This window comes from Bartonella harrusi, assembly GCF_024297065.1.
Taxonomy (GTDB): domain Bacteria; phylum Pseudomonadota; class Alphaproteobacteria; order Rhizobiales; family Rhizobiaceae; genus Bartonella; species Bartonella harrusi.
Genome location: NZ_CP101114.1, coordinates 1,502,382 through 1,529,261, shown reverse-complemented (window position 1 = coordinate 1,529,261; position 26,880 = coordinate 1,502,382). Strand labels below are relative to the sequence as shown.

Below are 26,880 nucleotides of genomic sequence, written 5' to 3'. Positions count from 1 at the left end.
CTAGATTTCCTTTATGAACGGAAAAAACATCACGCTTAAAGTAACAAATATTTGCGAAAAAATGCTTTTAGTATGCGTTGTTGCGTTTCTTTCTGGTTTACAATTTTTTTTATCATTTTATCTTAGTGAAAGGTAAGGTGTCTTATCTTTTATCTCAAAAGGGTGGAATTATAAAAATGTCAAAAAAAGTTATGATCGTGGAAGATAATGAACTGAATATGAAGTTATTCCGTGATCTTGTAGAGGCGAGTGGCTATGAAACAGTTGAAACGCGTAATGGTCTTATGGCATTGGATTTAGCGCGTTCATCAAAACCTTCTCTTATCCTTGTCGATATCCAGTTACCAGAGGTATCAGGGATCGACGTTATTAGACAATTAAAAGAGGATGAGGAACTGAGATCTATTCCCGTTATTGCTGTAACCGCTTTTGCGATGAAAGGGGATGAAGAACGCATTCGCGCCAGTGGATGTGAAGAATACATGTCAAAGCCTATTTCCGTTCCTCATTTTATCTCAATGGTAAAGCACTTCTTAGACTGAAACTTGTTAAATGATAATGGAAAAGAAACTGAAAAACTCTTGATGTTAATTAAAGTTATAAAAGTCTTTTTGGATAAGCATACAGATATCTCTGAATGAACAAAGGATAGATTGTAAAGATTGAAATCGAGTATACAAGGCTTTTTAGAGCAACTTTTTGTTCGTTCTTTTCTAAAAAGAGATTTTTTGTTTTGTATTTTTATTTTTTTTTGATAGGTGTCAATTGAATGTTTTATTCTTAAAAAAGGGTCTGCTTTAGGAAGCCAAAAAGCCCCGCTTTGACGGGGCTCTACAGAGTGCGTAAAAATTGAAATTAGCGTTTTGAAAATTGGAAAGAACGACGCGCTTTCGCTTTACCATATTTCTTACGTTCAACAACACGGCTATCACGAGTGAGAAAGCCTCCCTTTTTCAAGATTGTGCGAAGTTCTGGTTCATAATAGGTTAGAGCTTTAGAAATGCCATGGCGCACAGCACCAGCTTGTCCAGAAAGACCACCACCTGCAACAGTTGCAACAATATCAAATTGCGTATCTCTGTTTGTTGCAACGATTGGCTGACGAAGAATCATTCTCAGAACAGGACGCGCAAAATATTTGTCGAATTCTTTATTGTTAATGGTAATTTTTCCCGAGCCTGGTTTGATCCATACACGAGCAACGGCATCTTTACGTTTTCCTGTTGCATAAGCACGTCCTTGTGCATCGAGCTTTTGCACATGAACCGGAGCAACATTTTCATGTGTTTCTGCAATACTTGTTACAACGTTAAGCTCAGAAAGAGAATTAATTTCAGCCATAATCAAGCAGTCCTTTTATTTTTGCGGTTTAAAGCACCAACGTCGAGAGATTCGGGCTGTTGTGCCGCATGCGGGTGTTGGCTCCCAGCATAAACACGTAGATTTTTCAATTGGCGACGACCAAGTGGTCCACGAGGAATCATGCGTTCTACAGCTTTTTCAACAACACGTTCAGGAAAACGGCCTTCAAGAATCTGACGCGCTGTACGTTCTTTGATTCCCCCAATATAGCCGGTATGCCAATAATATTTTTTGTCTGTATATTTCTTGCCGGTGAGAGATATTTTGTTTGCATTGATCACAATAACATTGTCACCATCATCGACATGTGGTGTAAATGTAGCTTTATGTTTGCCCCGTAAACGGTTAGCAACGAATGTGGCTAGACGACCTAAGACAAGGTCTTCTGCGTCAATAATAACCCATTTTTTCACCACTTCAGTTGGCTTTTGTGAAAAAGTTGCCATAGAAGTATCCTTTATTGAAACCCTTTATGAGGGCATTTCTGTTGTTTTGCGTTGAAAATTGTTATCATAGCGAAATATTTAACGCGTATTATCTGCTCTGATATAATGTCTTTCGAATTGCGTCAAGAGAAAATAAAAACTTAATAAAACAGTATCTTACAATTGAGGTATTATAATGCTACACATTGAAAGGTGCTTATGCATATTTTATCGTAAAATGGACGCTACGAAAGATTGCTTTGTTCTGAACATCCGATTGTCTTTTATTGGCTTTCATTGTAAGAGTAAGTCGTGATGCCGCAGTCTCGTTATTTTCTCAATGTTAAATCTTCTGCTTGTGGGCAAGCTTGGTTGGATGCTCTTGATATTCAAGGGATAAATAACGCGCGTGCGATTTCTCAAAAATTTGGTTTTCCAGATGCGCTTGCTCGCGTTCTTTCGGCAAGAGATGTGGATGAATCTGAAGCGGTTGCTTTTATTAACCCAACATTGCGCACACTTATGCCTGATCCAGAAAGTTTTGCGGATATGCAATGTGCGGCAGAGCGCATCGTTAAGGCTATTTTAGAGAAAGAGAAGGTTGCGGTTTTTGGCGATTATGACGTCGATGGTGCCTGTTCATCGGCACTCGTAGCGCGTTTTCTCCGTTCTTTGGGTGTGGAAGTAAAAATTTATATTCCTGATCGTATTGTGGAAGGATATGGTCCTAATGAGCAAGCAATGAGAATGCTCGTGCAAGAAGGTGCCCATCTCATTATTACAGTTGATTGTGGTGCAAACAGTCCAGAGGCGGTTAAAGCAGCAAGGCTTGAAGGCTCTGATGTCGTCGTTTTAGATCATCATCAAATGTCTGAGGTTCATCAAGAGGCTATTGCCCTTGTCAATCCTAATCGTCCTGATGATTTTTCTGGGCAAGGGCATTTGTGTGCAGCTGGCGTTGTCTTTGTTACGTTAGCATGGGTTAATCATTTGTTGAAAAAAAGGCAGTTGAGAGAAAATCTTCCTGATCTTCTCAGTATGCTTGATCTTGTTGCATTAGCAACCATCTGTGATGTTGTGCCATTACAGGGTGTGAATCGTGCCTTTGTGGTTAAAGGGCTCCAAGTTGCACGTTCTCTTTATAATCACGGCATAGTGGCTTTAACAAAAGTTGCGCGTTTAGATGAGCCGCTTAATAGTTTTCATTTGGGTTTTTTATTAGGTCCTAGAATTAATGCGGGAGGGCGTATTGGCGACCAAGCTTTGGGAGCCCGTTTGCTTAGCTGTGAGGATAAAGAGGAAGCTGAAAAAATAGCAGAACAGTTGAATCAACTGAATCAAGAGCGTCAAGAAATGGAGAGTCTTCAATTAGCACAAGCAGAATCTTATATTGATTCTCTTTATCAAAATCAGGATATGCCTCTGTCACTTGTCATTGCACATCAAGAATGGCATCCAGGTGTTATTGGTATTCTTGCATCCCGCTTAAAAGAGCGTTTTTTTTGTCCTGTTTTTGCCATTGCTTTGAAAGAAGATGGAAGTGGCGTAGGATCGGGACGCTCAATGAGCGGTATAGATTTAGGGGCACTTGTTCGTGAAGCTGTAACTTTAGATTTATTAGAAAAAGGGGGGGGACATAGTATGGCAGCAGGGATCACAATCCAAGCGACAAAAATTGAAACTTTTCGAAAATGGCTGGAAGAGAAAGTCTCTGTAATGGTGTCACAGTTGCGTGCTAAAAAGTCTCTTAGGATAGATGGGTGTCTTTCTGCTTCTGGTGTCAATAAAGAGCTTTTTGAGATAATCGAAAAAGCAGGGCCATTTGGTTCAGGGAATACCACACCTGTTTTTGTTTTGCCTTCTCATCGGTTAATTAATCTTTGTGAGGTGGGAAAGGGGCATCTTCGCCTCGTTATGGCTAATATTGAAGGAAACAAACTGCAAGGCATTGCTTTTCGTGCTGTGGGAACACCACTTGGTCATTTTCTTTCTGAAAATATTGGTGAAATGATCCATTTGGCTGGTAATCTCAGTTTGAATTATTGGAATGGAATGATTACTCCACAAATGCGTGTTATTGACGCAGCAGCGGTTTAAGAAGGCTCTTTTTTGAGAATTATTTAAAAATTAGATGTCTAGATTGGAAGCAAAAGTGGAGTTTTCCTGTATGAAACGAAATCGTGCTTCCGGTTTTGTTCCCATAAGACTTTCTACGGTATTTTTCGTTTCTTGCATTTCCACTGTATCAATAGAGACGCGCAGTAATGTACGTTTTTGAGGATGCATTGTCGTTTCTTTCAGTTGTTCGGCACGCATTTCACCAAGCCCTTTAAAACGGCCAATTTCGATTTTAGCTTTTCCAGTAAATTCCGTCTTTAGCAATTCGTCTTTATGGGTATCATCACGTGCATAAGCAACTTTTCCTCCTTGTGATATTCGGTAAAGGGGGGGAACCGCAAGGTATAAATGTCCTTGACGAATAAGATCGGGCATTTCTTGAAAGAAGAAAGTAATGAGGAGTGAGGCAATGTGAGCACCATCCACATCTGCGTCTGTCATAATGATAATGCGTTCATATCTGAGGTCTTTTTCACGGTATTTAGAGCGTGTTCCACATCCAAGGGCAAGGATAAGATCACTAATTGTTTGGCTTGCGTTCATTTTCTCATATGCGGCACTAGCTACATTTAAGATTTTTCCACGAAGAGGTAAAATGGCTTGGTTGGCTCTATTGCGTGCTTGTTTAGCAGAACCACCAGCGGAATCACCTTCAACAATGAATAATTCAGCACCAGCAGCACAGTTTTGGCTACAATCTGCAAGTTTTCCTGGTAGACGCAATTTACGTACAGCTGTTTTCCGATTTATTTCTCTGTCTTGGCGTCGTTTAACGCGTTCTTCGGCACGTTCAATAACCCAATCAAGGAGTTTTGTTGATTCTTGAGGAGAATTTGTTAGCCAATGATCGAAAGGATCGCGTATTGCATTTTCAACGATACGCTGTGCTTCAATTGTTGCTAATCGGTCCTTGGTTTGTCCAACAAATTCAGGATTTCTGATGAAAACGGAAAGGATGGCAGCCGTTGAAATCATGATATCATCAGAGGTAATGATAGAAGCGCGTTTATTGCCTATTAACTCAGCATAGGATTTCAATCCACGCAACAGAACCTGCCTTAGTCCTATTTCGTGTGTTCCTCCTTCTCCGGTAGGAATAGTATTACAATAAGACTGTACATAGGCATCACCACCATGCCAAGCAACAGCCCATTCAACAGAGCCATGATCATTACATTGTTTTGTCTTTCCAGAAAAAATTTCTGATGTGACACGATATTCATCTTTTAATGATGAGAGTAAGTAGTCTTTCAGACCGTCGGGGAAGTGAAAAACAGCTTTTTCAGGAATATTTTTTGTTCTCTCAAGGAGGACGGGATCGCAAGTCCAGCGAATTTTTACGCCACCAAAAAGATAGGCTTTAGAGCGTGCCATCTTATAAATTTTTTCTGGATCAAAAGCGGCTTTTTCACCAAAAATTTTACTATCAGGATGAAAACGAACACGCGTGCCACGACGATTATAAACATCTCCCAAATCTTCCAATGGAGATTGTGGAATACCGCGTGAGAAGCGTTGTCGATAAAGTTTCCGTTCTCGTGCTACTTCAACTTCCATATCATCAGAAAGAGCATTAACAACAGAAATTCCTACTCCATGGAGCCCACCAGCAGTTTGATACGCTTTTCCATCAAACTTTCCACCGGAATGGAGTTGTGTCATAATAACTTCAAGTGTAGACTTATCAGGCATTTGAGGATGATTTTCAACAGGAATACCGCGTCCATTATCTGTAACTGTTAAATAACCGTTTCTCTCTAAAAGTACATCAATGAAGTCTGCATAACCGGCGACGGCTTCATCCATGGCATTATCAATAATTTCAGCAAACAAATGATGTAGTGCTTTACTATCTGTTCCACCAATATACATTCCAGGGCGTAAACGCACAGGTTCCAAGCCCTCAAGCACGCGAATAGAGAGAGCATTATAGCTATCTTCTTGTGTATCTTTTGTCTTTTTTTTCGAAGCTCTTTCTTCTGAATTCACGGGAGATTGCGGATTTTCCTCTTTTGTATTTATCCGAGACTGCGCATTATTTAAAATACTAAAAAGATCTTTGCTGTTATCGCTCATAGCGTTTGATTATCCACCTCATAAAATAAAATCGTCATTAGAATAAATTTTATGCCTGTTTTTTATTTAAAAATCAATGCAGTTAGGAAACATCAATGGTTGGACCAAAAATTTGCTCGAATACTTGTTTTAGAGCAATATCAATCTCACCCATTGTTACAGGGAAACCTAGATCAAGAAAGCTGGTTACGCCATGTTTTGTAATTCCACAGGGCACAATTCCTGAATAATGCGCTAAATTAGGATGAACATTGATAGAAACTCCATGAAAACTTACCCATTTTCGTACTCGAATGCCAATAGCCGCAATTTTATCTTCCAAAGCAATATTGTTTTTTTTTGTGTGTGTTATTGGATCGTTTAATCCAGACGCCAACGCGCTCTTCACGACGCTCACCTGTTATATTAAATTTTGCAAGTACTTGTATAATCCATTCTTCTAATGCGCTAATAAAAGCGCGAATGTCTTGTTTCCTGCGTTTGAGATCAAGCATAATATAAGCAATACGTTGCCCTGGACCATGATAGGTAAATTCACCACCACGGCCAGCTTCATAAACAGGGAATATATCAGGTGTTAAAAGATCTTTTTTATTGGCACTTGTTCCAGCTGTATAAAGAGAGGGATGCTCGAGAAGCCAAACCTGTTCACGAGCGTTTTTTACAAGAATGTCTTCGACACGCTGTTGCATATAACGCAGTGCTTCAGGATATTCGACCAAGTTATGACTGATTTTCCATTCAACTGGTGGATTACCAGGGAGTGTTTTAAAGTGATGCGGTAAGTGTTTACGATCAATATGTTTTAATTCATATTTCATGAGCAATATTTACATTATTTACATTGGTATTCGCGTTTTTATTATAAACAGTAAAAGAATTGCACAGTAAAATATAGAATTTTTTATTAAAATGAAGATAATACAGCAATAAATTTCATTTTAAAGGAAACACACTCTGTTTGAAATTTATACGCGTTTTACCATCTTCCTGTTGCACCGCCACCACCAGATGAGCCACCACCACCCCTGAAACCTCCTCCTCCTGGAGGACCACCAAATCCTCCAGGAGGATATCTACCACCAGCTCTTAAGCTAAGAAACCAAGGTGTGAAGATGATACCCATCCAGAGATATTTCTGTGGGCCTACTTTTTTTCCAAAGACCATTGCAAGAAGAGGCAAACCAAATACGATAAAAAGAATAAAAAACATGATTGTATTGGCGATCATTTGTTCTTTTTCAGCTTGTTTTCGTTGTGCTTCAACAATTTTAGCTTTTTCTCTGATTCTAAAAGAAAATTCAGAATCACTTTCTGTCAGAACGTTGATGATTGCATGAACTGCTTCAATAACACCTTTTTGATACTTTCCTTCACGAAAATTGGGAAGAATAAAGGTATTAATGATCACTGAAGAGAGAGCGTCTGTTAGTACGCCTTCCAAACCATATCCCACTTCAATACGGACTTCGCGTTCATTAGGCGCAATGAGGAGTAATACACCGTTATTGAGCTGTTTTTGACCTAATCTCCATGTGCGAAAAAGAGCATTGCTATAGGTCTCTATATCGTTTCCTGAAAGAGTCGGGAGAGTGACAATAACAATTTGATCTCCAGTTTTCCCTTCGAGTTCAGCCAGTTTTTCTGTTAGATTTTGTTTTGTTGCATTATCGAGCAAATGCGCTATATCGTTGACAGAGCCTGTGAGGGAAGGAAACTTAATCTGCGCGTAAGTGATGCTTCCTAATGCGACAACCAAACAGAGAGCGCTCAAAAAAGCCCATACGCATGGAAAAACACTGCGTTGCATAGGATGTCGAAACGCTTTCATTAATGAAAATCAACCTTTGGTGCTTGTTGATTATTGGTATCAATCGTAAATGTTGGCATAGGCTTAGCATTACGAAACCATAGTTTTGCCCAAATCATCGTTGGCATTGTCTTGAGAGCCGTATTGTAGATTCGTACGGTTTCGATATAATCACGGCGTGCAACAGAAATCCGATTTTCAGTGCCTTCTAATTGTGACTGCAGAGCAAGAAAATTCTGATTTGCTTTAAGATCAGGATAGTTTTCAACAACAGCCATAAGACGTGAAAGTGCGCTTGATAAATTGGCTTGATTGTTGAGATATTGCTTCATTATTTCTGGGTTGTTCAACATATCGGCATTAATGTTGACTTGCGTTGCTTTGGCACGTGCTTCAATGACATTTGTAAAAACAGCTTGTTCATGTGCTGCATAAGCTTTGACAGTCTCCACAAGATTTGGAATGAGATCTGCACGACGCTGATATTGATTGAGCACTTCACTCCATGCTGCATGTGCTTTTTCTTCATTTGTTGGGATCGTATTAAATCCGCAGCCACTTAAAAATGGTAAAAATGCTAAGAAAATAACAATTGAAAATTGCCTTAAAATTTTAGTAGGGGAAGGAAGTATCATTGAAGTCGTTTGTCCATTTAGCATAAAAATATCTCCACAGCTCTTTTATTCTTATATAGGATTTCGCTTACGAGTGAAAAGTCTTGTGAACTTCATAAATATGTATTTTATGAAGAAATCTATATCCTTATCAGTTTTTATATTGTCTCATTTATTTAAATGGTTAAATTATATTAAAAGTATAATATATCATACAAACTTATAAAATATTAATATTCATTATTCTTCTTGGTGTAGATTATTTTTTTCTCCTCTTTTGGTGTCGATACCGTTTGTTTTTCTAGAGAATAATGAGAGAGATATTTTTGAAAACTTTAGAGGGGTATGGAGATGAAAGTTTATATCAATTTCTTTCCAATTCACCTCTATAATGAGGCGTATTTGTTTTGCTGTCTTGTCTTGCTTAAAAGAACAGCATCGCGTTTGTTTGAAAGTATAACCATTGAGTCATTTTGATATCTATGCGTATAAACGAATTTACTGAAAACTTATGTTCGAGCTATAAACGCGATATAATATAGGGGGAGTCTCTATTAAGTAATGGAGATTACGCATTGCTTCACGTTTTTGCTTTTCACGTTCTTTAAGGGGATCTCGATCCTCACGAAGAACAAAACGTCCCCTCACAAAGAATAAAACGCCATTGGGTTGCACATTCACGGGCTTGTTTTAAAGAGACATCTCTTAAAGTACCTAAGCCCATTTCACGACGCCGCCCGTGGATGGTATAGCGGTAAAGCCATTGAGCACCACCATCTTTACGCTTATGAAGGAGCAAGCCGGCACCATCATCCTCTTTACCGGTCCCCAATGTTGCCACAGCCCTTGGTATTGAGACAATTCATAACAGGCATTTTTACGCCTTTCTTTAAAGTTTTTTACCCACACACCAATCCCGCTTATGATGTGCAGAAACATCGTTTCACTTGATTCAACATAAGGGGATTTGAGATGAGAGAATCTTACAATATTCGGGGGTCTCATTTAACAGGCAATACAGTAAATTATCTTTATAAAACAATGTATTGTCTCTTATTTTATCGCACCAAAGAGCAACAGATATCCAAGGGTAACAGATCTATGTCAAACATTAGAGCATTTTATAGATCTCATACGGCGTTTACGTTGTGTTTACATCAGCAAGGAAGAAGTTTTTGCAAGGGATTATGTCCGGGCAGCTTGATCTTTTCGTACTATTGAAAGTGAATTTTTTGATGCTGGAGGGGCATTTAGAAGTTATGATGACTCATCTATTTTATCGCAATATTTTTTAAGAAGTTAAGAGCTTGTGGAAAGCCATTACGGCTATCCATAATTATGATCAGCCAAAACGGCGACATCACAGAACTTACATGAGAACCACTAAACAGTGAAAATTCTCAAGAGAGGATCAAACGAACAGTGCCCATGCAGTGATAGACAGCAGATGGAGGGTTTTATCCTGTTTTGAGAAGAGAGAATTTTGCAAAAATCTCAGGAGACTTAAAATGGTCTTTGAAAGGTTTTTGAAGATTACTTGAAAAGCTTTTGAAAAAAGAAATTAATAGCAAATTTGTGATAAGTTACAATTGCAATTAGATTTCAAAACGCATCATTCGAAGAAGAGAACTCTGCAAGAAGCAGCCCTATCGAAGAAAAGAGAGAAGATCTTAAAGAAGAGTTCTCATTTAGTTTTTCTTCTCAATGTATGTTAATACATTGGGCAATGGAGCGTTTTTCAATTATGTATGCCAGCAATTGTAAAGGGGAAACTTATGACACAAAGTATCCAGCCACAACGTGAAAATTTTGACGGATTGGCTGATGATTATGATCGCTATCGTCCGCGTTATCCCCTCACCTTATTAAAAACCATGTTACTGCCTTTAGAAGACAAAAAACATTTATCCATTGTGGATATAGGAGCAGGGACAGGGATTGCATTAGAGGGAATTGTTAAACTTTTGGGACATGAACACAAATATCATGCTATCGATGTATCGATAGATATGATTAAGCAGGGGCAAAGAAAGTTTCCTACTGTGCAGTGGTATCAAGGCCGAGCTGAAAGTTTATTGCCCAAAATCAGCAAGGTCGATCTTGTCGTTGCCGCGCAGGCCTTGCAATGGATGGATCGTCCTCAATTGCTTTGTGCTGTTTCAAACCAACTGCGAGATGGTGGTGTCATGGCGGTCATTCAAAACAATCGCGATTTTAAGCAGAGCAAATTTCTCGCTGCTTATGAGACATTGTTAGAAGAAATGAGCCCTCATTATTCCCGTTATTATCGTAATTTTGATTTCTTACAGGAAATGCGTGATGCTTTTGGCGGCAATCCAGAAAAGATTGTGTTACATACGCACAATTGGACGATGGCAATTCCATCACCAGCCTTTATTGGAATGAGCCGCTCTTCAACACAAGCACAACGCGCCATTGCTTGCCACGGGGAAGAATATTTGCGAAAATTGGTTGCATTGATAAAGCCATATGAAGTGCAGGGACATTTGGAGCTTTTATATCGCAGTGAACTCTACATCTATACAAGGTAATCTCTATGGTTATCACTAGAGATTGGCTTTATCCTCATATGAGTATAATAAACGACCGTTCAAATATTCTTAATTTTTAAAAGGCAGCGAACCAAAAGTTAACACGCTATTTTTTTCAAAAAATCTTTTTAAAGAAGTCTTTATTCGTCATTTCTTGGAAAGAAAAAACTGAAATTTTCTGCTAAAATCAGAATGAATATTAATTCTTAAGAGAATTTTTTAGGTTTACACTTTTGGATAAAATCTTCCGCATGGATGTCTTGATGACATTGAAGGCTTTTTAGATATGGCTAAAGAATATGTTGTGTTGAGAGCATTTCTCCCTTTTGTAGAAATTGATAAAAGTCTATTTTCGTGGGAATAGAAGAAAAGGCTATTGGAGTTTATAATAAAAGCATAAGTCGCTTTAAGAAGTGAAGCTGATTTTTTTCGTTAGAGTTTTATAATAAAACTTTCTGGTCAGTTAAGTTATGAAATCGCTTATATAATACAGAGCATCCAACCACAACGTAAAAAGTTTGACGGATTGGCTGTTTTATGAGAACATTAAATCGTTTTCCGTAAATTTATTGAGAAAATATTTATAAATAATATGCGCTTTAATGGACGCGTGTTGGAATATACTCTTGCCTTTTGTTATTTGTATGGTGTCTTGTTATCAAATGCTTGTATTCGTTTTTGTTATCTGATAGTTCTCTTTTTGAGAGAGTGATTTTGCTGCGTATGCGCTCTCTTTAGGGATAGGGAGAAGATTTTTGAGCTCAGAGAGGTTTTATCCACTACATCGCTTTGCTGTATCTCTAGGTTTGTAGTGAGAAACAAGAGTTACAGGAGGGGGTATTGGGTGTTTTATTTTGGTGGTTGTAGAGCCGTGATGGATATCAAAATTGGAAAAGTTTACGGTCAATCACCTTTTGCTGGGGGAAAGTATGCTGAGTTTTGTTTTTACTCATAAAATAATACGTTTTATTATGTATTCTTTTAGTGGATATGTTTCATTCGAAAGAATAAACTTTATTAGAATAATTGGTATTTTACATAAAAAAATAAATTACCTTTTTTATTTAAAATGCAAAATATTAAGCCGTTCTTTACGGGATATAAAGTTCTGGCAAAGGTGTTTTCTTGTGTTTTGTTCTGTTTAGCCTTGATGGCAATAAGGATGAGGGAGTTTTTTAAAACTTATTGATCGAGATGATACGGTTATTTTTAAAGTTTGCGTATTGTTATTTTTAGTATAGTTTAAAGAATAGAATACTTAAACTATGAATTTTTGTGTAAAGACCTTTTCACAAGGCTTATAGTTTGGAGAGTTGGTAATGAGATGTCATTTATTGTTGTAAGCGAGGATTTATTAGATGCGGATGTGATATTGAATGGTGGAAAATATGTTGCATATTTTTGATACTTTAATGGGGATTGAGGGAGTGAATTTAAAAGTGAATGGCTCTGCAGAGATGGTCAGATGTTTATTCAATCTTTGTTGTTATAAATTTGCTGTGTCAGTTTAGAATAATTATGAAAATCTTTGATAATAAACTTTAAAAGGAAAAGTCTATGAAGATAAAGGGAAAAATACTGAAAAGCAGCACTTCTTTTGTTTCTGCTGTTATGTCAATGGCGATGTTTGTGCAACATGTTTCAGCAAAAACACCTGCTGATACGCTCGTGATGGCTTGGAATATCGACGCAATCGATACATTTGATCCCGCGAAACTCAATGATGTTTATGGATCTGAAGTTGTTCTCAATGTTTGTGACAATTTGGTCAGTACTGCGACAGATGACCCAGCTAAAATCATTCCTGCTTTGGCAACGCATTGGGAGGTTTCAGGTGGTGACCAGAATACCGTTATTACTTTTCATTTGCGCGATGGTTTAAAGTTTAACGATGGGAGACCTGCTCATGCCAGTGATCTTGTTTGGGGTATGAAGCGGGTTGTTCAATTAAAAATGGCTAAGGCGGCAACCTTTAATGAATATGGTATCACAGAACAAAACATGGATGAAGCTTTTCAAGCCCCAGACGACAAAACAGTGGTGATAAAATTTGATAAACCTTATCCGGTAGAGCTCATTTTGAATAATGTTGTTGCTAGTCCTGTTACGGCTTTGCTTGATCGTAAAACGATTATGAAACACGAAAAAAATGGTGATATGGGAAACCAATATTTGGCAAATCATGCGGCTTGTGTTGGTCCTTACCAGATAAAAAGCTGGCACCCTGGAGAAGCTCTGTTGTTGCGTGCAAGTCCTCACTATTGGGGAGAGGCGCCTAAATTGAAGAAAATTCTCATTCGTCATGTTGCAGAGCCTGGAACACAACGTTTATTGTTGCAAAAAAACGATATTGATGTTGCACGTAATTTGATGCCAGAGGATCTGGCAGATCTCCAAGCGAAAACCGATATTAAAGTTGAAAAAGTGTTAGAGCCCTCCATGATGTATTGGGGATTCAATATGACAAACCCAATTTTTGCTCATGAAAAAGTGCGTTTAGCGATGCGCTATCTTATTGATTATGAAGGACTTAAAAAGACCCTTCTCAAAGATGTCGGTATTCCTCGTGCAAGCTTTGTTCCTCTTGGTAATCTTGGCGCTTTGGATGAAAAAGAAGGACAACCCTTTAAACTTGATCTTCAAAAAGCAAAGAAGCTTTTAGCTGAGGCAGGTTACTCGAAAGGTTTTGAGGCAAATTTTTTAGTAGGGACTTCTCCTTATGCTTTGTCAATTGCTCAGTCTATCCAAGACAATGCAAAAAAGGTAGGCGTGCATCTTAAAATTGAACGTTTGGCAGGTACGCAGTTGTTTTCAAAACTTTATGTGCGTGCTTTTGATACGATTTTTGTCGGTTGGAACAATGACTCTGCTGATCCTCATACAATGGCTTCACGGCTTGTTTACAATCCTGATAATCATTTTGAGGCTAAAAATACAGCCTATCCGAGTTGGCAGCACGGATATTTGGATGCAAAGATGAATCAAAAGGTTGAAGAGGCATTGTTTCAAAAAGATCCACAGAAACGAGCACAAATATATGCTGATCTACAGCGTGAACTTATGCAAAAAGGACCTTATGCTTTTATCTTTCAAAAATATGCTGTTATAGCGATGACCCCTGCTGTGAAAAAATGGGTTTGGAATAGTGCACCACGTATTTTTTATAGTGCAATTGAAAAATAAGAAGGCATCAAGTTTATAAAATACAAAAAGAGCTCCATCATTTGTATAAATGATAGGAAATATTCCCCCGCAGAGGGTCTTTTAGAAACTTTTAAAAGTGTAAAACTGTGGGGGCTTTTTGATAACATGCCATTTTCCGCACATTGCTGCTTAAGATCAGTTTATGGGGGATGTTGATAAGTATAGAAATTAATCTTTCTGGGATATCTGTTGTTTGTTATACAGATGGTGTGCAATCTAATGATAGTTAGATGTTCGAAGGACTATTTTATAGATATCGATCAGTGAAAGCGGTTGTGCTACGTTGTACTGTTTAAGAAATGAGATAGAAAAATCAGATATTTTTTGTCAAAAGGTTGAAATAAAATGCGAAAGGTAAAGAATAGAATGAGAAAAAAAGTAATGTTAAAAAGCTTTTGTATTTTATTCGGTGTTATTGGTTTTTTAAATGGATCTCTTTCATCAGCGCTAAGTGTATCATCTAAAGATACATTGATAATGGCATGGAATATTGATTCAATTAGCAGTTTTGATCCAGCTCAAGCGGTTGAGGTTGTAACAAGTGAATTGTTGATGAATATTTGTAGTGCGTTGGTGCAATATGATAAGCATAATCCCACAAAAATTCGTCCTGCTATGGCTCAATCTTGGGATGTTTTAGATCATGGGAAAAGAATAGTTTTTCATCTTCGTGATGATTTAAAGTTTAATGATGGAAGGGTAGCGACAGCGCAGGATCTCGCGTGGTCTATGCAACGAATTATTAAATTAGGATTGAGCTATGCTCAATCTTTGATGGATTATGGGTTTACTAAAGAGAATGCTGAAGTAAATATTCAGGCTCTTGATAATAAAACATTACAACTCAAATTGGATAAGCCTTATCCTGTCCAACTTATATTGACGGTGATTGGACAATCTTATGCTTCTGCTTTACTTGATCGGCAAACAATTGAAGCAAACAGTGTTGATGGGGATATGGGAAATAAATATTTGGCAACGCATTCAGCTTGTGTTGGACCTTATCAATTGGCTCACTGGTCTCCAGGAGAAAAAGTCGTATTACAGGCTACACAGCATTACTGGGGAGATACACCCAAAGTTAAGAATATTGTTGTGCAACACGTTGCTGAATCAGCAAGCCAGAGACTTCTTTTAGAAAAAGGTGATGTGGATATAGCGCGTGATCTCTCTTCAGAAGATGTTTTAGGTATTGAAAAACAGAGAGGACCAGTCAAAATCAGCCGTGTTTTGCGACCGCAGATTATTTATCTATCGTTAAACAACAAAAATACACTTTTTGCTCATGAAAAAGTCAGATTAGCTCTTCGTTATTTGATTGATTACGAAGGTTTTGGCAAAACTGTTTTAAAGGGTATCGGTATTCCACGTGCAAGTTATATGCCGTTAGGGATTCCAGGTGCTTTGAATAAAAAGGAGGGGGTGCCGTTTAAGTTAGATTTAGAAAAGGCAAAACAATTAATTAGTGAAGCTGGTTATCCTCATGGTTTTAAGGCTAATCTTTTAGTGGGTAGCCTTAGTTATATGTCTTCTGTTGCGCAATCTATTCAAGCTAATGCACGTAAAATTGGTATTGAGTTTACAATTGAAAGAATGGCACAAAATCAATTGTTAAGCCGCGTACGTGGTGGAAATTATGATACTGCTATTATGGGGTGGGGGAGCGCTGATCCTGATGGGCATCCTGCTTCATTAAATCACGTTTTTAATCCTGATCCAACATTTACAAAAAAACACAATATGTATTTAGCTTGGCGCGCTGGATATTATGATGAAAATATCAATAAAATGGTGATGGATGCTTTATTTGAACAAAATCAAAAGAAGCGTATTTCGCAATATCGTGCTCTACAGCATTATGTGTTTGAGCATGGTCCTATGGTCTATCTCTTCCAGACATATTATACTGTTGGTATGGGACCAGCGGTAAAAAAATGGGTTTGGAATAGTTTTAGACTTTACTACAATGATGCAGAAAAATAGAGCATATTTGCAGAAAAGCTTAGAGCAAATTTGATGAGAATTTGCTAAATGATATAAAAAGGTGTTAGTTTTATGTTTGGTCACTATGGAGGGGGATATTATAATGGTTTTGCCACTTTCAGAATCTGAAGAAGTATTATCTCAAAAGCAGACGAGACTGTTTGTATGGGACTTCTTTTCCAAGGGATTGAAGTTGCTCATTTCAGTTTTTTTTACGTTGCTTGGTTTGGTGACTATCACTTTTTTTATTGGCCATCTGCTCCCTTTAGATCCTGTTCTTGCTATTCTTGGTGATAATATCAGTCAAGAAGCTTATGATACAATGTTTTATAAGTTGGGTCTTGATAAACCGTTGATTGTTCAGTACTGGAATTATCTTCACAATGTCTTTTTATTTGATTTTGGAGATGCTTTAACTTCGGGACGCCCTGTTTTAGCGGATATTATGCGCGTGTTTCCTGCAACGTTAGAGCTTGCTACAGTTGCTATTATCATTGGTACGAGTCTTGGTATTCCATTTGGTGTTTTTGCGGCAATGTATCGCGATTCCTTTGTTGATTATTTTGTTCGTATTTTTACACTTCTGAGTTATTCCACTCCTACCTTTTGGCTTGGGTTAATGGCGTTATTGATCTTTTATGCCAAGCTTAGTTGGGTTGGTGGTCCAGGGCGTATTGATTTTATTTATGAATATTCTTTTGAACCCAAAACAGGATTTTTTCTTTGGGATACGGTGCGTCAGGGACAGTGGGAAGCTTTTGGAAATGTTTTTGGTCATATTATTATGCCTGCTTTAATCTTAGCATTCGGAGCTATGGCTTACATTAGTCGTATGACACGTGGGTTTATGATTGAACAGCTCAATCAGGAATATATCATTACGGCACGTGTGAAGGGATTATCGTTGGCACGAACAGTTTGGGGACACGCTTTTCGTAATGCTGCTGTTCAGATTATCACCGTTGTTGCGCTTTCTTATGCTTTTTTATTAGAAGGTGCTGTGTTGACAGAGACAGTTTTTGCTTGGCCTGGCTTTGGGCATTACTTGACCAATGCTCTTTTGGCTGGAGATATGAATGCTGTTGTCGGATGTACTCTCCTTGTAGGGTTCCTCTTTGTCGTCATTAACTTATTTTCTGATTTGCTTTATCGAATTTTTGATCCAAGGACACGTTGAATATGACAATCATGAATCATCAAACATCGCAATCGTCATTTTCTTTGGGGCGCTGGTTAAATGAATCTGTTCCACAGTCAGCTTTTCAGGCAAACGCACAAAGAACTTATCATGCATTGATCAAGTTTTCTCATAATTTTTCAGCTCTATTTGGGCTGATTATTATTTTTCTTATTGTCTTATGTGCAATATTTGCTCCTTGGATTGCACCCTATGATTTTGTTAGCAATGACCTTACACACCGATTGCAACCACCTTCTATGTTGCATTATTTTGGCACAGATGAGTTAGGGCGTGATATTTTTAGTCGTCTCATTTTTGGTGCGCGTATTACTCTCTATATTGTTTTTCTTACGACAATTATTGTAGGACCAGTGGGGCTTATTGTTGGAACTGTCTCAGGCTATATAGGAGGGTGGGTTGATATCGTTCTGATGCGCATTGTCGATATTTTTCTTGCTTTTCCAGCTTTAATTTTGGCTCTTGCCTTTTCCGCAGCTTTGGGACCAGGCATTGAAAATGCGTCTATTGCAATTTCAATTGCAGCATGGCCGCCAATAGCGCGTTTGGCACGTGCTGAAACTTTGACGATACGTTCATCGGATTACGTCTCGGCAGTTCGTTTGCAAGGGGCATCTGCTTTGCGAATTATTTTGTTTCATGTTGCCCCTATGTGTATTCCTTCAGTGGTGGTACGGTTAACGCTCGATATGTCTGGAATTATTTTAACAGCTGCTGGTCTTGGTTTTTTGGGATTAGGAGCGCAATTGCCAAGTCCTGAATGGGGTGCAATGCTTTCATCTGGTCGTGAATTTATGATGACAAATTGGTGGTTGGCGGCAATACCGGGTTGTGCAATATTGTTAGCAAGCCTTGCTTTCAATTTGTTAGGGGATGGACTTCGTGATGTATTGGATCCACGCAATGGCTAAAAAGTTATTAGAGATAGAAGATTTACGTATTTTTTTTCCTACAACGCGCGGTCTTTCAGAAGTTGTGCGGGGCATTAGCTTTTCCATGGGGAAAGAAAAAATTGGAATTGTTGGCGAATCTGGCTCTGGAAAATCCATGACGGGGCGTGCGATACTCAAATTGAGTCCAAGAGCAGCAATTGTCAAAGCCAAAAAAATGCGGTTTGATGATGTAGATTTATTGCATGCAAGTGAATCTCAGATGCGAAAAATCCGGGGTAAGCATATTTCTATGATTTTACAGGATCCAAAGTATTCGCTTAATCCATTAATCCGGATTGGGGAACAGATTATGGAAGCTTACCGGATTCATCACCGTGTTTCAAAGACCGATGCGCGGAAACAGACGATTGCTATGTTGGAATCTGTTCATATTCGTGATCCTGAGCATGTGATGAGATTGTTTCCTCATGAAATATCGGGTGGCATGGGGCAGCGTGTGATGATTGCGATGATGCTTATTCCTAAACCTGATTTAATTATTGCAGATGAGCCAACCTCTGCACTTGATATTACTGTAAGACGTCAAGTTTTATCAGTATTAGATGAGCTTGTGACTAAATCTGGAACGGGACTTATTTTCATTAGTCATGATTTGAATATGATTGCTGATTTTTGTGATCGTGTTTTGGTTATGTATGCAGGTCGTGTATTAGAAGAATTGCCTGCCAGTGATTTATCGCGTGCTTGTCATCCTTATACGAAAGCTTTGCTAGCAAGTTTGCCACGGCTTGATAATCCTGTTGATGTTTTAGCTGTTCCTGAACGCGATCCTGATTGGTTGCATAATCCTACGATTGTTAATGGTGTTGAAGGAGTTGTCTCGTGACCAATTGTGAGAATATCATTGATGTTTCTAATTTATCTGTGACCTTTGGGCATAGGCACAAGGCAGTAACTGTTGTTAAAAATGTTAACTTTCATATTAAGCGTGGTGAAGCTTATGGTTTGATTGGTGAATCAGGGTGTGGAAAGTCAACTATTTTGAATACATTGGTTGGGCTTCTTCCAGAGTATAGTGGACGTTTCATTTTTGATGGGGAAGAAGTCCCCAAAAAGAGAGATAAGAATTTTTTACGCTGTATTCAAATGGTTTTTCAGGATCCTTATGCTTCTCTTCATCCAAGAAAAATGGTTCACACTGTTCTTTCTGAATCCCTCAAAATTCATGGGATGGATAATCAAAAGGAGCGGGTAGGTGATGCTTTAGATTCCGTTGGTCTCAATTCTTCCTTTCTTTATCGTTATCCGCATGAATTATCTGGAGGACAACGTCAGCGTATTGCTCTTGCACGTGCTCTCATTATTGAGCCAGAGGTTTTGCTGCTTGATGAACCAACATCTGCATTGGATGTGTCGGTACAGGCTGAAATTTTAAATTTGTTAAAATCATTACGAGAGGAAAAAAAACTCACTTATTTGATGGTCTCTCACGATCTTGCTGTTGTTGCGCACATCTGCGAACGTGTTGGAATTATGCATAAAGGGATTATTCTTGAAGAGCTCAGTAATGATGATTTGCGCAATTTGCATGCGCAACATCACTATACAAAGATGTTTTTTGAAGCAAGTATTGATCCTATTGTTCATAGAGAAGAAAGAGTATCGTAGGTTTTATAAAAAAGAAGATTTTGTCTTCTTGAGGTTTTGGTGGATATTCAACAGCGTTGTTGCAAAATAGAACGCCATTGAGTTGCACATTCACGGGCTTTTTTTTAAAGAGATATTTCTTAAAGCACCCAAGCTCGTTTCACGATGGCATCCGTGAATGGTATAACGATAAAGCCTTTGAGCACCATCATCTTTACGCTTATGAAGGTACAAACCGATCCCATCATACTCTTTTCCAGCCCCCAATGTTGCGATAGCCCTTGGTGTTAAGACGATTCATTAAAGGCATTTTTACTCCTTTCTTTAGAGTTTTTTACCCACACGACAGCTCCGCTTATGACGTGCAAATAAATGATTATGATTGATTCAAGGAAAGCAGATTTGAGATGAGAGCATTTTACAAAATTTGGGGGTCTCATTCAACATATAAAACGATTAATTATCATTATAAATCAATATGTTGTAGCAATAGAGGGTTTTATTTTTTTATATAAAAATTTTTTCAGTATAAATTTTCTGATGCATTTTTACGTAAAGTAGTTTTATTCTATTATACATAGATTTTTATAATATTTGTTCTATTTAATAGCTTTATGGAATAATTTTAAAAATTATGCTTGACAAAAATAAGATGATATTGGGAAAAAGATTGTGTTTCACGAGAGAAATTTCTCATCATTGTGTGAAATAGGATTTATTGTTCTCTTTTTTATATTTTTAGTCTTTATTTATCGAGAAAAATTCAGTTTTATCCTTAAAAAAGAAGGCGCTGTTGTAAAAAACAATGATAAACGAGATAATCCATTCAAATATTTGAAGCTGTTTTTCTCAGGAAGGTGTCTTTTTGGAAGAAAGGAAAACAGGTTTTATGAATAAAAAGGCAGCGTATGATAGGGCCGGCTTGTACCTTGATAAACGTAAAGATATGGTGGTGGTTCGTGGATTTTACGCTATACTATTCACGGGTGGCATTGTGAAATGGGCTTGGGTGCACTGAGAGATATCTCTTTAAAGGCAGCGTGTTATGCTACCTTTTCTTTTTATCGACGAGTAAAGATAATTTCCTTAATGCCTCTTCAACAGAAGCGCCAAAAAACGTGGCTCTTCTGTTTACAGGAGAGGGAATGAAAACGAAGGATAGAGGATGCTCGTTTTTACAGCCCCATATTCAATTTACAGCCTTGTTTTAAGATTTACAGTCGGAGCCTGCCCCTCGGAACCTGAACCACCGAAACCTGAGCCACTTTGTCTTAAAGTTTATAGTGTTATCTTAAAACTACTCGCTTTGGTTTAAAACTGATAGCGGATACCTCCAGAAAAGTTTGTTCCGGATATGCCGGTTTTTTGTAGTTTTTTGATTGATAACGATAATTCATTGTTTCACCTATTGAATGAGAACCTCGAATATTCTAAGGTTCTCTCATTGCAAAACATTCCACACCTGCTTATGTTGGATCAATCAAAACCATCCCCTTGCACATTACAAGTGAGATTATCGCGTGGATAAAAGAGAGAGAAGAAAGGTGTAAAAATGCCTTTAAAGAATCGTCTCAATACCAAGGTGTCTTGCAACATTGGGGGGCGGTAAAGAATATGATAGGGCCGGCTTGTACCTTGATAAACGTAAAGATATGGTGGTGGTTCGTGGATTTTACGCTATACTATTCACGGGTGGCATTGTGAAATGGGCTTGGGTGCACTGAGAGATATCTCTTTAAAGGCAGCGTGTTATGCTACCTTTTCTTTTTATCGACGAGTAAAGATAATTTCCTTAATGCCTCTTCAACAGAAGCGCCAAAAAACGTGGCTCTTCTGTTTACAGGAGAGGGGATGAAAACGAAGGATAGAGGATGCTTGTTTTTACAGCCCCATATTCAATTTACAGCCTTGTTTTAAGATTTACAGTCGGAGCCTGCCCCCCCGGAACTTGAGCCACCGGAGCCTGCCCCCCCGGAACTTGAGCCACCGGAGCCTGGACCACCGGAACCTGAGCCACCGGAACCTGGGCCACCGGAGCCTGGACCACCGAAACTTGGGCCACTGGAACCTGAATCACCGGAGCCTAGACCACCGAAACCTGAGCCACCGAAACCTGAGCCACTTTGTCTTAAAGTTTATAGTGTTATCTTAAAACTACTCGCTTTGGTTTAAAACTGATAGCGGATACCTCCAGAAAAGTTTGTTCCGGATATGCCGGTTTTTTGTAGTTTTTTTCGATAATTTATATCACCATGGAGTGCTAAACTGCGAGACAATTTTACATTGATGCCAAGCCCACCTTCAATCGCAGGTCCCACTGGATCAAGGGGAAAAGTATCGCTAATTTGTATGGTATGATCGTCACCAAAGGTTTGAAGTAAGTTTAGTTTCCCATAAAAGGAAAGAGCACGCTCTTTTTGGGTGTCAACAATGGTTTTTGTTAAACGTCCCCCAATTCTCAGCAACCATTGGTGCGGTTCGCCGATATCCACTTTAAGGTTGTCGGCATCAGTAAAGGTGTTAAAGATAAGACGCTGGTAAACAAGCTGTGCTTGGGGTTCAAACGTAAGATCTTTAATATGCGTTGTCAATTTTTGACCAATTGTTGTTGAGGCAATGAGCATTTTTATATCATCAACTTTCGTGGTGTTTTTTGCAAGAGCCGTGGCGATATTTCCTTTCCAGATTCCATAAGAGAAGAGTGTATCGATATAGAAACCGCAGTTACGCTCTATACTGCCGTAAGCTGTGATTGACCATTTGTTGAGCGTACTCTTGTCTGCATCTTCTATATCCTTTGGGGTGAGGGATAATTGCCCATAGGTTCCAATAAGCCCCCAATAGAGGGTTGCATTTTTCCCATATTGTGTTGAAGCAGTAAAACCTGCTTGTGTTGCAGCATAGCGGATGTTTGTTTCATAATCATATTGAGATGATAAAGTTGCGATACTTCCATATGAAGACAAGAAGAAGCCTTTGTTCTTTTTCTCCTCCTCTCTTGCCAATCCTGTTGTTCGCAGATCAGCTAACAGAGTGCTTTGTTTCGCCATATCGATAAAACCAGCGTAGAAGAGAGCATTAGGCATGGCTAAATAGCTAGAGACTTGTGGCAAGAGAAATCTTTGTAAACGGAAATCCCAGAAATGATCATTTTCTCCTAACAGGTTTTGGGTTTCATTTGCTACACCATAGCTGGATGTTGGTCCATAAGCGGCAAGCCTATATTTATAAGGTGAACCCATTGTTTGGATATCACCACTGGTTAATTTGAAGGAATTTTCATCGGTATTTCCAGAAACTTGAATAAGCGAAACCCCGCTTGTATTGGAAGGGTTAAAGTCGCTTGCTGTAATTCCTCCCTTTAAATTTCCCGTGACATAAATTGTTGTTGTTCCTGATACATCGCCATGAATGAGCAGCCTATCGGTTTTTTGATCGGCTATTGCTGCACCATCACTCCATTCGGCATTGAAGTAAATTTCTGCGTCTCCTGTAGCATTATAGACTGCTTGTGTTTCTGGTTTTCCAGAACCTATATGCAATGTATGATAATGGTTTTCTGTTGGTTTTTGAAAAATAATCTTACTGTCGTTGAGATGAAGAACAGACACATCAGAACGTGCTCTTTGAGCAATATCAAACAGATTGCCCTCATCATCTTTTTCTTGTGTACTGGTTTTTACGAACCACGTTGTGTTGTTTTTAAGATCAAAAGTTGTTCTGCCATTTTCATCATTTCTTGCTCCCCCCTGTAAGAGAGAGTTTTGAGCGGTGAGTGTAAAGATTTGATCAGATTTTAGTGTATCATGGGTTTTCCCCACGAACAACTGATCGGCATTAATTTTTGAATCTTTGAGATTGAGTTTAGCATTTGACGAATTGTTGGCAACAATACCCGTTCCATCTTCGACGAGAAGATCTGTATTGGTCAGGTTAATTTCTGAAGTCTGATCGTTTTTGGAGCCATCAAAGCGTATCCCATTGTGCTGTGCTTTCGCAGAAATATCTGAGACATCAATATGTCCGCCATCTTTTGTGACAAAGGCAGCTTCTTTTGCTTTTATAGTTCCTCCTGTCATGGTGATTTGAGATTTTTCACCATCGGCATGGAGCCCATTATTTTCAGATGTCACTGTCACATTGTTATTTAAAGCAATTGTGCTGTCTTGCTTAGCTAGTATCTCACCGCCAAGGGACCCGCCGCCCGTTAGGGTTATTTGGGAATGATCATGAGCAAAGAGCGCCTTTTCTGCGTTTTGAACGGTGATGTTTTTTAAAGCAACGGTGCTTTTTTTATCAGCACTTACGCCTGTGATTATTGGTTTATCATCGCTGCTGCTTGCTATCACGACATTTTCTAGCTTGTTTTGATCATTTTTGCTGTTCTCAAAAGAAGCTCCTATCTGGGAGACAGTGATAGACCCACCTGTCATTTGAATGACACCATTGTCTTTTGCTTCAAGTCCGATTCTAGCCTCTTTAATGGTTGCCTTCTCATGCAAATTAATCATGCTGTTAGGACCAATGGCACTTGCACCTGTTCCTTCATCCCCTGTTTTGAGAACAACATTTGTGACATCAATATATCCGCTATTTTCTGCCAACAATGCAGCTTTTTTCCCGGTGACTTCTCCTCCTGTCATGGTGATTTGAGACTTTTCACCATCGGCATGAAGTCCATTATTTTCAGATGTCACTGTCACATTGTCATTTAAAGCAATTGTGCTGTCTTGCTTAGCTAGTATCTCACCGCCAAAGAAGCCGCCGCCCATTAGGGTTATTTGGGAATGATCATGAGCAAAGAGCGCCTTTTCTGCGTTTTGAACGGTGATGTTTTTTAAAGCAACCGTGCTTTTTTTATCAGCACTTACGCCTGTGATTATTGGTTTATCATCACTGCTGCTTGCTATCACGACATTTTCTAGCTTGTTTTGATCATTTTTGCTGTTCTCAAAAGAAGCTCCTATCTGGGAAACAGTGATAGACCCACCTGTCATTTGAATGACACCATTGTCTTTTGCTTCAAGTCCGATTTTAGCCTCTTTAATGGTTGCCTTCTCATGCAAATTAATCATGCTGTTAGGACCAATGGCACTTACACCTGTTCCTTCGTTATATGCGGTGAGAGTGATATCTGTGACATCAATATATCCGCTATTTTCTGCCAACAATGCAGCTTTTTTCCCGGTGACTTCTCCTTCCGTCATGTTGATTTGAGACTTTTCACCATCGGCATGAAGCCCATTATTTTCAGATGTCACTGTCACATTATCATTTAAAGCAATTGTGCTGCCTTGCTTAGCATATACAGCTTCTTGTTCTGCTTCAAACACTCCACCAGAGACTGTGACTTGAGAGTTGTTGTTTGCGCTTATAGCCTTTTCTGCTTTTGTGACTGTTACATCTTTCAAAGTAACGCTGCTTTCCTGATCAGCGTTTATTCCAACGGAGAGCGGTTTATCTTTGCTATTGCTGGTTATCTTTACACCTTCCAGCTTATTTTGATCATTCTTGCTTTCTGTAAAAGAAGCCCCTATCTCGGAAACGGTAATGGATCCCCCGGTCATGCTGATCGCGCCATCTACGTGTGCATCCAGTCCGATTTTAGCCTCTTCAATTGTGGTATTTTGCAAATTAATTATGCCGTTTGAGCCTGCGGAATTTGCGCCGGTTCCTTCGCCCCCTGTTTTGAGAACAACATCTGTGACATCAATATGACCACTTAGTGTATGTAATGCTATGTGTTCCCCAGTGACTTCTCCTCCCGTCATTGTGACCTTGGTTGGGTGTGATATGAGTCCACGGCTCTCAGATATGAGTCCAAAGTTATGAGATTTTATTTTAACATTGTCCTTTAGAGTAATAATGCTACCGCTATTAGAATACACTGTTCCATAAAAGGACCCTCCTGATACAGTTACTATAGAAGCATTATCTAATCGTAAAGCATCGATCAATAAAGTGTCGCTAGCTGAACCAACTGTTACCCTGTTCAAAGTAAGAGTGCTCTTATTGACATATATTTTGCTAGAGCCAGATATCGTTACATTTTCCAGCTTATTTCCGTCATTTTTACTGTTCTTAAAAGAAGCAGCTATTCCAGAACTTGTTGCGATGGAGCCCCCAATCATTTTAATTGAAGCACCATCTTTTGCTTCAAGTCCAAGCAAAATACCAGGATTCGTTCCTTTAATCGTTGTGTTATCCAATTCAATAGAACTGTTCGCACCTTCAGCTGTTACTACAAAGTCATTCAATGAATTGCTTCCTTGTGAGTTTTTATTTCCGATGATTGTTAAATTTTTACCAATAATTTTTCCCCCTGCTTTGGCATGAATTGTTTCATAGGTTTTATTGGAGACTTCACTTGTTCCCGTAGAAACTTCCAGGCTTTCAGCATGTAGATTGTAATGCGTGCCAAACAGCAAGACTGTTGCGGCTGCTGTGCATAATAAGAGGTTTTTTTTAGACATCATGCTTTCCTAACTTATAGTCCCTCAATGTTTTCCCCGCTTAAATAAATTCGTTAGAAGAATAACAATGGATATTTGAAATGAAATTAACTACAGTTAATGAATTTACTTTACTTTGTCAAACTGAGTATTAAGATTATATTATAAGAGTGGTATTTAATACATAAGATACATTAAGTATAAAATATATTAAACAAATATTATAATTTTATAAATATGTGTTTATAATTTGTTAGCTTTAAAAGAGTCTTGTTGTAAGAATAAGAATACAATTTTATAGAAAAGAGCATGGAATAATACTTAAATTGTATTTAAATTTTCTTGCAATTTGATATTTTATCAAATTGAGGGATAGAGAGTCTCTTCAGCACTGTCGCCGGTGTTGTTGCGTTATTATCACAAGGTTTTTAAATCTGTCTGGTTTTGCTCTTTTCAGGTGTTGAGGGGCAATAGAGCGTATCACGCTTGTTCTCCTATCGGTGATCTTTTCAATAGACCAACATTTCCTCCGTTTCCCATAAGTGC

General features: G+C 38.6%; 16 protein-coding genes and 4 pseudogenes. 11 read left to right on the top strand and 9 right to left on the bottom strand.

Annotated features, from left to right (window positions below):
- Window positions 1–176: 176 nt before the first annotated feature.
- On the top strand, window positions 177–542 hold the full coding sequence (locus NMK50_RS07180; protein WP_254769912.1) for a response regulator: 366 nt from the start codon (window positions 177–179) through the stop codon (window positions 540–542).
- Window positions 543–855: 313 nt separating this feature from the next.
- On the opposite strand, the gene rpsI is transcribed toward NMK50_RS07180, so the two are convergent.
- Window positions 856–1,341, bottom strand: coding sequence for a 30S ribosomal protein S9 (rpsI, locus tag NMK50_RS07175; RefSeq protein WP_254769911.1), 486 nt, complete (start codon window positions 1,339–1,341; stop codon window positions 856–858).
- A 2-nt stretch (window positions 1,342–1,343) separates the two neighbouring features.
- Window positions 1,344–1,808 (bottom strand): 50S ribosomal protein L13, encoded by a 465-nt coding sequence (gene rplM, locus NMK50_RS07170; protein ID WP_254769910.1) that lies wholly within the window; start codon window positions 1,806–1,808, stop codon window positions 1,344–1,346.
- 294 nt (window positions 1,809–2,102) lie between these two features.
- Here rplM and recJ point away from each other — a divergent pair, with 294 nt between their 5' ends.
- Complete coding sequence (gene recJ, locus NMK50_RS07165; protein WP_254769909.1) at window positions 2,103–3,884, top strand: single-stranded-DNA-specific exonuclease RecJ; 1,782 nt, start codon at window positions 2,103–2,105, stop codon at window positions 3,882–3,884.
- A 30-nt stretch (window positions 3,885–3,914) separates the two neighbouring features.
- On the opposite strand, the gene parE is transcribed toward recJ, so the two are convergent.
- The 5 genes and pseudogenes from parE to NMK50_RS07140 all read right to left on the bottom strand — a co-directional run bounded on the left by parE (window position 3,915) and on the right by NMK50_RS07140 (window position 9,237).
- The gene (parE, locus tag NMK50_RS07160; protein WP_254769908.1) at window positions 3,915–5,981 is read right to left on the bottom strand and encodes a DNA topoisomerase IV subunit B; all 2,067 of its coding nucleotides are present in this window, start codon (window positions 5,979–5,981) and stop codon (window positions 3,915–3,917) included.
- Between the two features lie 82 nt (window positions 5,982–6,063).
- A pseudogene (gene lipB, locus NMK50_RS07155) lies at window positions 6,064–6,802 on the bottom strand (lipoyl(octanoyl) transferase LipB).
- 158 nt (window positions 6,803–6,960) lie between these two features.
- Window positions 6,961–7,812 (bottom strand): TPM domain-containing protein, encoded by an 852-nt coding sequence (locus tag NMK50_RS07150; RefSeq protein WP_254769907.1) that lies wholly within the window; start codon window positions 7,810–7,812, stop codon window positions 6,961–6,963.
- Complete coding sequence (locus tag NMK50_RS07145) at window positions 7,812–8,450, bottom strand: LemA family protein (RefSeq protein ID WP_254769906.1); 639 nt, start codon at window positions 8,448–8,450, stop codon at window positions 7,812–7,814. Before NMK50_RS07145 ends, NMK50_RS07150 begins: the two co-directional genes overlap by 1 nt.
- Window positions 8,451–9,027: 577 nt before the next feature.
- A complete protein-coding gene (locus NMK50_RS07140) occupies window positions 9,028–9,237 on the bottom strand; it encodes an Arm DNA-binding domain-containing protein (RefSeq protein ID WP_374112166.1) in 210 nt (69 codons plus the stop codon).
- 943 nt (window positions 9,238–10,180) lie between these two features.
- Between NMK50_RS07140 and NMK50_RS07135 the strand changes: the two genes are divergently transcribed.
- The 7 genes from NMK50_RS07135 (at window position 10,181) to NMK50_RS07105 (ending at window position 19,903) form a co-directional block, all read left to right on the top strand.
- Window positions 10,181–10,957, top strand: a complete 777-nt coding sequence (locus NMK50_RS07135) for a class I SAM-dependent methyltransferase (RefSeq protein WP_254769905.1) — start codon at window positions 10,181–10,183, stop codon at window positions 10,955–10,957.
- A gap of 1,557 nt (window positions 10,958–12,514) precedes the next feature.
- Window positions 12,515–14,140: an ABC transporter substrate-binding protein gene (locus NMK50_RS07130; RefSeq protein ID WP_254769904.1), complete on the top strand. Its 1,626-nt coding sequence runs from the start codon at window positions 12,515–12,517 to the stop codon at window positions 14,138–14,140.
- Between the two features lie 387 nt (window positions 14,141–14,527).
- The gene (locus tag NMK50_RS07125) at window positions 14,528–16,144 is read left to right on the top strand and encodes an ABC transporter substrate-binding protein (RefSeq protein WP_254769903.1); all 1,617 of its coding nucleotides are present in this window, start codon (window positions 14,528–14,530) and stop codon (window positions 16,142–16,144) included.
- Window positions 16,145–16,247: 103 nt separating this feature from the next.
- Window positions 16,248–17,321, top strand: coding sequence for an ABC transporter permease (locus NMK50_RS07120; protein WP_254769902.1), 1,074 nt, complete (start codon window positions 16,248–16,250; stop codon window positions 17,319–17,321).
- Between the two features lie 2 nt (window positions 17,322–17,323).
- Window positions 17,324–18,253: an ABC transporter permease gene (locus NMK50_RS07115; RefSeq protein WP_254769901.1), complete on the top strand. Its 930-nt coding sequence runs from the start codon at window positions 17,324–17,326 to the stop codon at window positions 18,251–18,253.
- Window positions 18,246–19,121, top strand: a complete 876-nt coding sequence (locus NMK50_RS07110; RefSeq protein ID WP_254769900.1) for an ABC transporter ATP-binding protein — start codon at window positions 18,246–18,248, stop codon at window positions 19,119–19,121. The genes NMK50_RS07115 and NMK50_RS07110 overlap by 8 nt, the downstream gene beginning before the upstream one ends.
- On the top strand, window positions 19,118–19,903 hold the full coding sequence (locus NMK50_RS07105; protein WP_254769899.1) for an ABC transporter ATP-binding protein: 786 nt from the start codon (window positions 19,118–19,120) through the stop codon (window positions 19,901–19,903). Before NMK50_RS07110 ends, NMK50_RS07105 begins: the two co-directional genes overlap by 4 nt.
- 56 nt (window positions 19,904–19,959) lie before the next feature.
- Here the strand turns inward: NMK50_RS07105 and NMK50_RS07100 are convergent.
- A pseudogene (locus NMK50_RS07100) lies at window positions 19,960–20,192 on the bottom strand (Arm DNA-binding domain-containing protein); the annotation flags it as partial.
- 600 nt (window positions 20,193–20,792) lie between these two features.
- On the opposite strand from NMK50_RS07100, the pseudogene NMK50_RS07095 reads away from it, so the two are divergent.
- Window positions 20,793–20,923 (top strand): annotated as a pseudogene (locus NMK50_RS07095) (Arm DNA-binding domain-containing protein); the annotation flags it as partial.
- Window positions 20,924–21,434: 511 nt separating this feature from the next.
- Window positions 21,435–21,629 (top strand): annotated as a pseudogene (locus NMK50_RS10430) (Arm DNA-binding domain-containing protein); the annotation flags it as partial.
- Window positions 21,630–22,050: 421 nt separating this feature from the next.
- Here NMK50_RS10430 and NMK50_RS07090 read toward each other — a convergent pair.
- Window positions 22,051–26,355, bottom strand: a complete 4,305-nt coding sequence (locus tag NMK50_RS07090; protein ID WP_441296306.1) for an autotransporter outer membrane beta-barrel domain-containing protein — start codon at window positions 26,353–26,355, stop codon at window positions 22,051–22,053.
- Between the last annotated feature and the right edge of the window lie 525 nt (window positions 26,356–26,880).